Origin of the sequence: Candidatus Thiodiazotropha endoloripes (genome assembly GCF_001708965.1) — a bacterium.
GTDB classification, from domain to species: Bacteria; Pseudomonadota; Gammaproteobacteria; order Chromatiales; family Chromatiaceae; genus Thiodiazotropha; species Thiodiazotropha endoloripes.
In genome coordinates this window covers 1,225,342-1,237,650 of the sequence record NZ_LVJW01000003.1, presented here as the reverse complement: position 1 = coordinate 1,237,650, position 12,309 = coordinate 1,225,342, and the positions used below count along the sequence as shown (strand labels likewise).

The following is a 12,309-nucleotide window of genomic DNA, read 5'->3' as shown; positions in this document are numbered from 1 at the left end:
ACCAAAGTCATTGTTTCGCTCATTTCAAACGCTAGGATAGCCTCTCTAAACTCACTCTATGAGAGCATCGTGCAACAGCAGATCAGCTACCAAATCGGCAACAATCTCTATCTCAGCATTACCGACCGCTGCACCCTTGAGTGTGCTTTCTGCCCAAAGACCCAGGGTGACATGACGGTACAGGGTTATGACCTGACCATTCACCACCGCCCTACTGCCGAAGAGGTGATCACATCCATTGGCGATGTCTCCAAATATGATGAGATTGTCTTTTGTGGCTATGGCGAACCCACACTCAGGCTCAATGTACTGCTGGAGGTTGCTCGCTATGTCAAACAGCACGGCGGACGTGTGCGGGTCAATACGGATGGACTCTGCAACCTGGTGCACAAACAAGATACCCTGCCTGAACTGGCGCAATGCGTCGATGCCCTGTCGGTCTCGTTGAATGCGCAAAACAGTGAGATTTACGATCTACACTGCCGCCCCAACCTGCCTGGCTCCTATCAGGCTATGCTGGCATTTCTTGATCGGGCAACAAAATATATCCCTGATGTGACCGCCACAGCGATCGATGGCCTGGATGGGGTCGATATCGAAGCCTGTGAAGGTATCGCAAGACAACTGAAAGTGAAATTTCGTCGCCGCGAACTCAATGTAGTGGGTTGATTCGCATGACCACCCTGGCTGAACAACTCCCCACATTCGGGCAATATCTGCTCAATCGCTATGGGGAGAGAGTGCACAAAATTGCGCTTGATACAGCGTTCACATGCCCTAACAGAGACGGTACCAAAGGGCTTGGTGGTTGCACTTTCTGTAATAATGTCTCATTCAGCCCCAATGGCCGTCGTCCCAAACCGATCAGTGAACAGTTGCAAGCCGGCCGGGAGGTTATTCGAAAGCGTACCGGGGCGAATAAATATCTTGCTTATTTTCAAGCATATACCAATACCTACGACTCTCTCGATCGGTTGGCGGAGCGTTATGATGAGGCGCTTGCCGAGCAGGATGTCATCGGACTCTCGATCGGAACCCGGCCTGACTGCGTTCCCGACGGGGTATTGGAACTACTCTCCGGTTATAAGACACAAGGCTATGAGATCTGGCTGGAACTGGGTCTGCAATCCGCTTTTGATGAGACCCTGGAACAGGTCAACCGGGGACATGGGTTCGCCGAATACCAGGATGCGGTACTCAGAGCAAGAAGCCGGGGCATCAAGGTCTGCACCCATTTGATTGCCGGCCTGCCCGGTGAAACTTCCCAGCATAACCGGGAGAGTCTGCGGCGGGTCACAGCGCTCGGTACAGACGGCCTCAAGCTGCACCCGCTACATGTGGTCAAAGGAACCCGGCTGGCAAACAGTTGGCGAAACGGCGAATACACCCCTTTGACGATGAACGACTATATCCAGATCGCTGCCGATCTGGTGGAACAGGCGCCTGACAACATCGTCTGGCACAGACTGACCGGCACCGCTTCCGAAACAATTCTGCTGACACCCGCCTGGTGTGCATTCAAATGGCAGGTGTTAAATGGAATCGCCCGGGAACTGCAACGTCGCCGCCAGAGTTGCCGAAACGTTGCCTGAACTGATATGAATTGCTCGCCGGATTATTAACTATGAGAAGCAATATGGAACTGGTCTGCCCTGCCGGCAATCTGCCCTCTCTGAAAGCTGCCGTCGATAACGGCGCTGACGCGGTCTACTTTGGGCTGCAAAATGATACCAACGCCCGCCATTTTCCCGGGCTCAACTTTAATCTGAAACGGGCCCGTGAAGGGATCAGTTATGCAAAATCCCGTGGTAAACGGGTCTTCATGGCGATCAACACCTTTCCAAGGCCTGAGGGCTGGGAGCGTTGGTGTCAGGCGGTGGACAGCGCTGCGTCACTCGGTGTTGATGCCCTGATCTGCGCCGACATCGGTATCCTGGGGTATGCCCATCGCACCTATCCCGACCTCAACCTGCACCTTTCCGTTCAAGCCTCGAGTACCAACTATGAAGCGCTGGCATTTTATGCCGACTCATTTGGCATCAAGCGGGCTGTTCTGCCTCGGGTGTTATCACTCAGCCAGGTCAGGCAGGTAATCGAAAACAGCCAGGTCGAGATAGAGATTTTCGGCTTTGGCAGCCTCTGTGTGATGGTTGAGGGCCGCTGCATACTCTCCTCTTATGTTACCGGCGAATCACCCAACACCCACGGTGCCTGCTCCCCGGCACAATTTGTTGAATATCGGGAGACAAGTGAGGGACTGGAATCCCGCCTAAACGGTATCCTCACCGACCGCTACGGCCGGGATGAACAGGCCGGTTATCCTACGATATGCAAAGGTCGTTTTGCCGTAGGTGACAACACTTACTACGCCATCGAGGAGCCCACCTCCCTGAATACACTGGAACTCCTGCCTCAACTCTATGAGTCCGGAGTCAGAGCGATCAAAATCGAAGGCCGACAGCGGGCGCCGGCCTATGTTGCCCAGGTTGCCAAAATCTGGCGTGCCGCCATCGATGCCTGTCAGCGTGACCCGCAAGGCTATCAGCCACAAGCCGCCTGGCAGAGTGCCCTCGACCAGGTTTCAGAAGGAAATTCAACCACCCTTGGCCCCTATTACAGACCCTGGCAATAATCCATGAGCACCAATCCCAAGTTGTCACTCGGACCCATTCTGTTCTACTGGTCAAGAGATGAGATCTACCAGTTCTATGAGCAGGCGGCAGAAATGCCGGTGGACATCATCTACCTGGGTGAAACCGTCTGTTCCAAGCGCCGCAGCCTGAAGACCCAGGAGTGGATCGACATCGCAACCAAGCTGAGTGAGCAGAGCGACAAACAGATCGTGCTCTCCACGCTGGCACTGCTCGAGGCAGAATCCGAACTGAAGACCCTCAGAAAGATCTGTGAAAATGGCCGCTTTACCGTGGAAGCCAACGACATCGGTGCCGTACAGATCCTGCATCAAAGACATTTGCCTTTCACTACCGGCCCCAGCATAAATATCTACAATGCGGAAACCCTGAAACATCTTGCCGCGAAGGGGCTCATCCGCTGGGTGATGCCGCTTGAACTGGGTAGGGAGACGTTGCAGCAAATGCAACTGCAACGACCGGCAGGCGTAGAGACGGAAATTTTCTGTTACGGTCGGATGCCACTCACCCTGTCCGCCCGTTGCTTCACCGCCCGCTCTCACAACCTGCCAAAGGATGACTGCCAATATAAATGTATCGACTACCCAGACGGCAGACTCCTCTCAACCCAGGATGGAGAGCCCTTACTGGCTTTGAATGGCATTCAAACCGTCTCAGCAAAGAGCTGTAACCTGCTCCAGGAACTGGCTGATATGAAGCAGCTGCAGGTCGATATTCTGCGCATCAGCCCGCAATACAGACACACTGATAAAATTGCAGATGCCTATGCACAAGCATTGGCAGGAAATCAATCCGAAGATCTGCAGAAATATATCCCGTTGGGGAGCTGCGACGGGTACTGGCACGGTAAAAGCGGCAACATTTAGTCCCAGCTAATCCCATTTAAGCATCCTGCGATTTCACTTTGATGTGAACCAAATCTGGGTTGTGCACTTGGATCAAGCCTATTTTATTGATTTCAGATAGTATTTAGATTCTGCCCAAACTCCTATAAATCATTGTAATATTGATATTCTGCCTGCTTGGTAGCAGCAGGTTTCAGCAGCATGATTTAATTACGATTGTAAAAAAGCCATTCAATGTGGCTCAGTGCAAAGCAGCGCCATCAACAAAAATAGATTTATGAATCAATGACATTCTATACTGGCGTTGATCAACCGGAGCGAGTCGTCACTCATGGATGAAATATATGAATCAGTCCATACAAGGTCTTCGTATGCATAATCGAGAACATCACAAACCTCTCCTCCTGTCTCTTTTCTATACAGGTGCCATTCTTTCATCCTCTAGCCTCTATGGAGACAATCATCTCGATAATTTCTCAGAAGATTACTTCTATGATGAGCTACCCGTGGTCCTCTCGGCAACCCGGCTGAGTCAGTCACAGTCCGATACGCCAACAGCGATGACGGTGATCGATAGGAAAATGATCCAAGCCAGCACGGCACTGAATATCCCTGACCTGTTGAGATTAGTCCCCGGCTTCACAGTTGGGTTCTACGCAGGCTCAAGGGCGACTGTTACCTACCATGGACATGCAGATGAATACGCCAGAGACATGCAGGTACTGATCAATGGTCGCTCAATCTATGACCCTGTTTATGGCGGTATACCCTGGTCAGAGATCCCATTAAGTCTTGATGAGATATTGAGAATTGAAGTGATTCGAGGACCCAATGCTGCAGCTTACGGATCCAATTCCTATGCTGGTGTAATCAATATTGTTACTGATCGAAACAGAGACATGTTGGGTACCATGATCTCATCTACCATTGGATATGGTAAGACCCGATATATCGATGCAAAGCACTCCGCCACAGAAGGCAAACTGGATTACAGCCTCTCTGCCAGTTACAAAGAGGATGAAGGTTTTGATAATCGAGAAGATGCCGGTCGAACAAAATGGCTGAAGCTTGCCGGTGATTACCATTTCAACGAACACAACAGCCTAAATGCTGAAGTTGCCGCCGTGAATGGTGATTATGATGAGAAGTTTTCCAATCCGCTCCAGGAAAACAGAATATTGGAAACAAAATACAACTACCAACAACTGACTTGGGATCATATTGTCTCTGAAAGCAACAAGCTCAGCGTTCAGTTCTACCACAACTACTACGAAGTAGATGATGTTAATTACACGCCTACAATTTCAGAGCAGATCATATCGATTGACGAGTTTCAGGAATTCGATGAGGAGCTGAGACCTGATGTATTTGCCGCCTTCATCTCTAACGGACTTTACGATTTTGATTCACTGTTGCAAGCGTTAAACTTGACTGACTCACCACTAATCTTCTCCTGGATTGGGCTTGAATCTCATCGTTACGATTTAGAGGTTGAACACACCCTCGAACCATTTGATGATTTGCGGATTGCCTGGGGTGTCGGGGCACGTCATGACAGCGGCAAGAGCCGTTGGCTGTTTCAAAACGATGAGACTGTTTCAAGGGATCTATACAGACTGTTTATTAATAGTGAGTGGTATGCCGCTGATGACATCGTAGTCAATGCCGGAACTATGCTGGAAAAGTTTGAAGGCAAGCGTAGAGTCCTTTCGCCAAGATTGGGTATCAATTATCACTTAACACCAGAAAACACTCTGAGAATCAGTGGCTCCAGGGCTTACCGGATGCCAACCTTGTTTGAGGACAATGTCAATCTCTCGCTCTATCATGCATCCGATGAGGATCCCCTGAACACCTGGATAATCAGTACTGAAGATCTTGACCCGCAAAAAATTGATCGTATAGAGGTAGGCTACTTCGGACATTTCACAGACTACGGTTTAAATTTTGATATTTGCCTGTTGCACGAGGAATATAGCGACATTATCGACCAGTACGTCAATTTTGACATACCCGACCCGGACAGGGGTATCACGGACCCAATTGACTTAGCTATACTCAATCAATTTAACAGCTTTTATCAAAGAGGTGCGTTTACCTACACAAACTTCGGAAAAGTTGAGGTTAATGGCATCGAATTTGAAATGGATTTCAGACCGACTAACAGAGATTTGGTGTTTCTTGGATTCAGTTATCTCAACGTAAGCGGTAATGAGATTAAGCGTCTTAAAGACGGTGTCTACAGCTATCGGGAGAATGCTGACGTAAAAATACCCCAGCGTACATTCAGTCTATTGGCTAGTCACGCCTTCGATGACGGGGTTACCATGAGCCTGGGCTACTATTTCACAGACGAGATGCAGTGGCCTGGAGAGGGAGATTCGGTGCCAAATTACAGTCGCCTGGACGTAAAATTCAACAAGCGACTAAAATTACAACAAAGCAAACTGGATGTTGCCCTGATTCTGCAGAATATTCATGGGAAAAATATCGATTTTTACAACAGCGATAGGCATGAAGAGTACAACATCTGGGAAAGACGGGCATACGTTCAGGCTAAATTAAACTACTAGTATCAGCTAGTTTTTTATGAGAAATTCAGGGAAAATTTTTTCTCAATCGAGCTGCAACAGCGGTCTCTATCGCTATGCCCTGAGTATTTTTGCCAATCACAATTTTAAGAGAATACCAACACAACACTCTCTACTTGTTGGTTCTCTACTATTTTTATTTTCATTTATACCTGCGCCAGTAATTCCGCAGGATGAGGGAAATAATATTTTAATATTGCTCAGTGACAACAAGGATGTCTATCTAGATGTTGCCACGACAATCACGAACTCGACGATCAAATATTGTCGAAATCAAAAGCTCGAATGCCAGAACAGTAATTACGACATCGTTCACATCTCAAACTATGACCATCAATCTCATAGGAATTACCGCGTTATTGTGACACTGGGAACACATGCCGCATTAGCCTTAGGAAAAAGCTCTAACAATATAACCATCATCTCTGCTCTGATTCCCAAAAACAACGTTTTGATAGAGGAGAGTCTCGGAGCCAATTCAAACCAACATTTCATCTACATTGATCAGCCTCTTAGCCATAGCCTGGCTTTAATCAAGACATTATCCAGTCGATTTAAGGAAATTGGCGTTGTAGTCGACAGTAAAGACCTTGGCACTGTGGAATCACTACAACATGCCGCAATGAAATTAGATCTCAATTTACAAACCGAAAAGGTCTCATCCAGCGAGTATGTGGGAACAGCACTAAACAGTATACTCGAAAAAATCGATATCTTTCTTGCGACACCTGATACAAAAATCCACAACAGGTCTACGGTTTCGAATATTTTGCTTTCGACCTACAGACAGAGAATTCCGTTGATAGGATTCTCTTCTGCTTATGTCAAAGCAGGCGCGTTGGCTTCAGTCTACTCATCACCTGAGGATCTCGCTTATCAGGTGAGGGATAATATCGTTGCTGAGTTCAGTTTGCAGACAATTCCGAAGGAACAACAGATGGGCAAGTATTTTTCAGTACTTTTCAACACCGATGTTGCCCGCTCCTTAGGCTTTCCTATCAAGTCTGAATCAAAACTGAAATCACGAATGATGGATTATATAGAACATGATTTTGACTAAACTCAGATCACTGAAATTTCAGGCTTTGATGATTGGCCTATTGCCGGCCTTTATTTTGGCGCTGATGTTGACGATCTACCTGATCAGCACACAGCTGGAGCAGTTAAACGAACTCTTCAACGAGCGCGGTGAATCGATCGCCAATCAATCTGCGGCTATCAGTGTATATGGCATATTTACCCGAGATAAAACCATTCTTGAGATGAGCCTGAGACCGGTATTTCTCCAGGATGATGTTCACAGTATCAAGGTTTTCGACGCCTCAGGTGCACTGCTCTCCCACATGAACAAGAAGGTGATTGAAAAGAGCAGCAACTTAACCCAGTTCAGCGCGCCAGCAATCTATATCATTGAAAATATTGAAATCACCGATTACCCGGACCAACTGCAGGAGAACAGCACTGAAACCACCAAGAGTATGGGTAATGTTATCCTTACCTTAAGTAAAACCAGGCTTAACCAAAACAAAACCAGCATCATAAGAAATACCATTATCATGCTGGTAGTGGGCCTGGTTATTACCGCTTTCTTCTCACTTGCACTCAGTCGCTCGGTAATTAATCCAATTGCCCGTTTGACCCAGGCCGTTTCACGTATGCGTGACGGCGACCTGTCTGCACGTGTACCTGAGATATCAAAAGGTGAAATCCGCAGCCTTGAGGAAGGCTTCAATGCGATGACAAGCCGGATTCTGCATTCTCACGAAACCATGCAGCAACAGATCAACCAGGCCACCGCAGAGCTTACTGAGACCATGGAAGCGATTGAAATACAGAATGTGGAACTGGATCTGGCAAAGAAACGCGCGCTCTCCGCGAGCAAGGCAAAATCTGAATTTCTGGCTAACATGAGCCATGAAATCCGCACACCGATGAATGGCGTACTGGGTTTTACCAATCTATTGCTGAAGACCGACTTATCTCAACAGCAGCGCGATCTGGTCAGCACAATATCCAAATCCGCGATTAACCTGCTTGACATCATCAATGAAATCCTCGACTACTCAAAACTGGAATATGGCAAGCTTGAACCGGAAACCGCTCCCTTCAATGTAAGAGAGTGCTTTGAGGATCCTACCGTTCTGCTTTCACCATCGGCTCATGACAAAGGACTCGAACTGGTATTGTTGGTCTATTCAGATGTACCGAAAATTCTGATCGGAGACGAGCCAAGAATACGTCAAATCCTGGTCAACCTGATCAGTAATGCAATTAAATTCACACATCAAGGTGAAGTTGTTATCCGCGTAATGATAGACGCTGAAACCAACAGTCGATGTATTTTGAAGTTTTCCATTACCGATACTGGAATAGGAATCGACAATAAAGCACAAAACATGCTGTTCGAATCATTTCAACAGGCTGACTCATCCACCAGTCGAATGTATGGCGGCACAGGCCTTGGACTGAGTATTTGTAAAAAACTGGCTCAATCGATGAATGGTGACATTGAACTGTTCAGCAGCCTTGGCAAAGGCTCTAATTTCATCGTCTCAATTCCTTTGCCAAAACCCAGCAGCAGCCTAAACAATGAACAAGCATTTGGCTTTCATAAACGTGCCTTTTTGATCGACAACCATAGACTCTCCTATCTGGCTCTCAAACATACCTTGGAGTCCTATCAGATAGAGGTGATCGACGGGCAGTTTCCCATAGACTGCACAGCTGACATTCAACTGATTGTACTTGGCTTTTCACATACGGAAATCACCTCAGGTATTGCGGAATTTGAAATTCAACGCCTGAAATCCCACTGTAAGATACCAATACTGACCTTTCTCAGTGCTTCGGAAAGAACCGTTATTGAACAGTTTCAGTCATTGAGTAATGACACCTATCTATCAAAACCATTCAGCACCAGTAAACTTGAAGAGAGCCTGAGGACCATTTTTGCCACCAAAGCGCGGCAACCGGACTTTCTCACTAAACAGAGTGCAGACACCACTCAACCTAGCCTGGAAAACTATAATATTCTTGTAGTCGATGATAACGACATCAACCTCAAACTGATCAGTACGTTAATGAGAGGCAAAGGCGCAATCGTTACAGAGGCCTATGATGGTTTAAGTGCCATATCGAAAACACAAAACAACCGCTACGATTTGATATTGATGGATATTCATATGCCGAAGATGAAAGGTACTGAGGCGGCTGAGATCATTCGGCGAAATGAGCAGGATTCGAGCCACACCCCGATTATTGCATTGACCGCAGACGCTGTACCTGCGACTCGAAACCAGATAGCTGAGTCCGGCATGGATGGATATCTGCTGAAACCGATTGATGAACCCCAAATGTGGTCTGTGATCAATACGATATTTTCACAGGATTCCAGCGACTCAATGATCGTATCTCAGCAGCAAACATCCGAGTCTGTTATGTCGTTCAGTGAACTTCCGGTCAGGGATATGGATAAACTGCTGGCAATAACCGGTGGTGACCAAAGACTTGCCGATGAAATGTTCAAGCAACTCTGCCTGGAACTGCCTCAGCAACTTTTAACCATCAAAAAACTCATCGATCAATCTGACTGGAACAACCTCAAAGAACTTGCCCACAAAATCCATGGTTCCACCTCTTCTTGTGGCGTACCGGCACTCGACTATAGAGTTAAAGAGTTTGAAAAGATCTGTAAACAGGAGAATACCGATCAACTCCTTGCCAGTTATATACAGTTGGAGCATGAGATTGAAAGGCTAATGAAATACGAGGTTGGTGATGCCGTCTGATGCAGCGATTGGGATTTTCGATTCAGGCATCGGCGGTTTATCCGTACTGGAACATGTCCGCTCGCTTCTGCCGAATGAGAATCTGGTCTATGTCTCAGACCGGGCTCACCTGCCCTATGGTGAGAAAGACAAGGATTACATTCTTCATAGAAGCCGGGTAATCACACAATTCTTGATTTCACAAAATGTAAAAGCGGTTGTTATCGCCTGCAATACCGCAACAGCGGCAGCCGTCAAGGATCTTCGAGAGACGTACAGGTTACCGATTATCGGCATGGAACCAGGTGTGAAACCGGCTATATCACTGAGTAAAAGTGGCATGGTTGGCGTATTGGCCACCCATGGCACGCTTAACAGTCATAAGTTTAAAGCCCTGCTTCAGCAACATTCCGATGGATCTGAAATCATCATCTGTCCCTGTCATGGCTGGGTAGAAGCCATTGAACGGAATGGACACGATCACCAGACAACACGGCAGATTGTCTCTCAACAGTTGCAACCGATTCTTGAGCGTGGTGTCGATACCCTGGTGCTGGGCTGCACTCACTACCCTTTCGTGAAACAGATGATTGCCGATGAAGCCGGAGCCGGCATATCCATCATCGATACCGGACCTGCTGTTGCCAAACAACTCCAACGGCAGTTGTCCGCACACGATCTGTTGACTGAGGAAGCTAAGCCCGGCCGTGAAGCGTACTGGTGCAGCGCCCCTCCCGAGCAGACTCAGAAAAGGATAGAGCGCCTACTGAAGGTTCCGGTCCAAGTGCAATTACTGCCTGAACTGGACTAGGGCCAGTAATCCGAACGCGGAAAGTTAAGAACCCGCCCTTCAGGCAGGTTGCCGTCGTTTCAAAGCACCCGCTCGTAGAGCTGCAACCCCCGCTCCACCATCGCTCTGAATTCCCGGGGTATGGGCAGCTCTTCAGGCTCAACAGCCGCCAGCATATTCTTGAGATGAACCCCCAAGCCGGTATCCCCATCCATCACCAGGTGACGTTGAAAAAACAGTGTATCGGGATCTTCCCTGCCTGCGATCAACAACAGGTAATCGTAAACAGAACCGGAAATCGTCAAGTCGGCCGGCTGGCCTCCTGCTTCTGTGAGTCTGCCATTCTGCATGGTCAAGGCGTAACGCAACGCTGCATCACTGACCTTGATCTGTACCACCCTTGCTTCGAGAAAATCGAGCTCGCCCTCAGCCAGCTGTATGCGGAATACCCGATTGAGTAAGGCACTCAATATCAAACCATGGGCTTTAACTGGCAAAATCTTCAACGGCAGTGTCAAAGCTTTTGGCATCAATGGGCGTCTGGATACGGCATACATGGCAAAGAGCCTCATCAGTAAAAAATTGATCTTTTCCTTAAACAGGCCAATGGGATTAATGTTAGCAGGCCTGGGCTAACCGCAGTATCATATCAGTACTTCATTGAATGTGCGAAAATCCAGACCATGCCAAGCCAAGCATTATCACCCTTTAATCCTGATAATTCAGATAGCTATGCAGCCTGGCGGGATGCAAAACTGAGGCACTACCCGAGCTCGCTGGAAGCGCTGATCGTGGAGATCGGTGACCCCCGCAACCTCACACAGGCGGAGCATGACAGAATCCAGCAGCTTTGCCGCAAGTCGAACATGGCAATCTGGGCAGGGCTTTCCGGTCATGATGCAGACAAACAGATCATTCGGCAGCTGGGGAGTCGATTCGGCCTGCAGCGATTGGATCACAATATGTGTGCCGACAATGACGCCATCACCTCATTGACAGTGCAGTCTGATGCCCTGCATAGAGGCTATATCCCTTATTCCGATCGCCCCATCGCCTGGCACACTGATGGCTACTACAACGATCTGCAACACCAGATCCACGGACTGCTGCTGCATTGTGTAAATCCTGCCGCAACGGGTGGAGAGAACGACCTGCTGGACCATGAGATCGTGTTCATTCGTATCATGGATGAAAACCCGGACTACATCCGGGCATTGATGCATCCGCAGGCGATGACGATACCAGCCAATGTGGTTGATGGCGAAGAGATCAGGCCAGCCCGAAGCGGCCCTGTCTTCGCCATCTATCCCGATGGTCATCTGCACATGCGTTATACGGATCGAAGTCGCAGTATCGCCTGGCGTGAGGATGCCTGTTTGAGTGAAGCGGTCAGTTTCCTGAAATCGATCCTGCACACTCCGTCGGAGTGGCACTTCAGGGGAAAACTGATGGCGGGTCAGGGATTGATCTGTAATAACGTGCTACATACCAGAAGCGGTTTCGAGGATGGGGAGACTCCCCGACTGATCTACCGGGCACGCTATTTCGACCGACTCCATGGCTGTGAACCCAGGTTGAGTAATAGCGCGCAACGGAACGCGGGTACCGGCTAGGGCCTGTCCACACGAATCCAATACGCCCTGCTGGGGGGCACAGATACTTTGA

Annotated in this window: 10 protein-coding genes; 9 read left to right on the top strand and 1 reads right to left on the bottom strand. The window is 48.3% G+C overall.

What is annotated here, in order from left to right:
• Positions 1-69: 69 nt before the first annotated feature.
• From A3193_RS05590 to murI, 8 genes are all read left to right on the top strand, one after another.
• Positions 70-669: a TatD family nuclease-associated radical SAM protein gene (locus A3193_RS05590; RefSeq protein ID WP_069005191.1), complete on the top strand. Its 600-nt coding sequence runs from the start codon at positions 70-72 to the stop codon at positions 667-669.
• A 5-nt stretch (positions 670-674) separates the two neighbouring features.
• Positions 675-1,592, top strand: coding sequence for a tRNA modification radical SAM protein MnmL/YtqA (gene mnmL / locus A3193_RS05585; protein WP_069014281.1), 918 nt, complete (start codon positions 675-677; stop codon positions 1,590-1,592).
• 44 nt (positions 1,593-1,636) lie between these two features.
• Complete coding sequence (ubiU, locus tag A3193_RS05580) at positions 1,637-2,632, top strand: ubiquinone anaerobic biosynthesis protein UbiU (RefSeq protein ID WP_069005189.1); 996 nt, start codon at positions 1,637-1,639, stop codon at positions 2,630-2,632.
• 3 nt (positions 2,633-2,635) lie between these two features.
• On the top strand, positions 2,636-3,517 hold the full coding sequence (locus tag A3193_RS05575; protein ID WP_069014280.1) for a U32 family peptidase: 882 nt from the start codon (positions 2,636-2,638) through the stop codon (positions 3,515-3,517).
• Between the two features lie 323 nt (positions 3,518-3,840).
• A complete protein-coding gene (locus tag A3193_RS05570) occupies positions 3,841-6,069 on the top strand; it encodes a TonB-dependent receptor plug domain-containing protein (RefSeq protein ID WP_069014279.1) in 2,229 nt (742 codons plus the stop codon).
• 16 nt (positions 6,070-6,085) lie between these two features.
• Complete coding sequence (locus A3193_RS05565) at positions 6,086-7,147, top strand: ABC transporter substrate-binding protein (protein ID WP_069014278.1); 1,062 nt, start codon at positions 6,086-6,088, stop codon at positions 7,145-7,147.
• Complete coding sequence (locus tag A3193_RS05560; protein WP_069014277.1) at positions 7,134-9,875, top strand: response regulator; 2,742 nt, start codon at positions 7,134-7,136, stop codon at positions 9,873-9,875. The genes A3193_RS05565 and A3193_RS05560 overlap by 14 nt, the downstream gene beginning before the upstream one ends.
• Positions 9,865-10,665, top strand: coding sequence for a glutamate racemase (murI, locus tag A3193_RS05555; protein ID WP_069014276.1), 801 nt, complete (start codon positions 9,865-9,867; stop codon positions 10,663-10,665). Before A3193_RS05560 ends, murI begins: the two co-directional genes overlap by 11 nt.
• A 59-nt stretch (positions 10,666-10,724) precedes the next feature.
• Here the strand turns inward: murI and ubiT are convergent, their stop codons facing one another.
• Entirely contained in the window at positions 10,725-11,216 is a 492-nt protein-coding gene (gene ubiT, locus A3193_RS05550; protein WP_235614906.1) for a ubiquinone anaerobic biosynthesis accessory factor UbiT, read from the bottom strand.
• A gap of 111 nt (positions 11,217-11,327) precedes the next feature.
• Between ubiT and A3193_RS05545 the strand changes: the two genes are divergently transcribed.
• Positions 11,328-12,257 (top strand): TauD/TfdA family dioxygenase, encoded by a 930-nt coding sequence (locus A3193_RS05545; RefSeq protein ID WP_069005182.1) that lies wholly within the window; start codon positions 11,328-11,330, stop codon positions 12,255-12,257.
• The last annotated feature ends 52 nt before the right edge of the window (positions 12,258-12,309 follow it).

Coding starts and splice junctions, on each gene's coding strand:
- mnmL (WP_069014281.1), top strand. CDS start 675: ATGACCACCCTGGCTGAACAACTCCCCACATTCGGGCAATATCTGCTC.
- ubiU (WP_069005189.1), top strand. CDS start 1,637: ATGGAACTGGTCTGCCCTGCCGGCAATCTGCCCTCTCTGAAAGCTGCC.
- A3193_RS05575 (WP_069014280.1), top strand. CDS start 2,636: ATGAGCACCAATCCCAAGTTGTCACTCGGACCCATTCTGTTCTACTGG.
- A3193_RS05570 (WP_069014279.1), top strand. CDS start 3,841: ATGAATCAGTCCATACAAGGTCTTCGTATGCATAATCGAGAACATCAC.
- A3193_RS05565 (WP_069014278.1), top strand. CDS start 6,086: ATGAGAAATTCAGGGAAAATTTTTTCTCAATCGAGCTGCAACAGCGGT.
- A3193_RS05560 (WP_069014277.1), top strand. CDS start 7,134: ATGATTTTGACTAAACTCAGATCACTGAAATTTCAGGCTTTGATGATT.
- murI (WP_069014276.1), top strand. CDS start 9,865: ATGCCGTCTGATGCAGCGATTGGGATTTTCGATTCAGGCATCGGCGGT.
- ubiT (WP_235614906.1), bottom strand. CDS start 11,216: ATGAGGCTCTTTGCCATGTATGCCGTATCCAGACGCCCATTGATGCCA.
- A3193_RS05545 (WP_069005182.1), top strand. CDS start 11,328: ATGCCAAGCCAAGCATTATCACCCTTTAATCCTGATAATTCAGATAGC.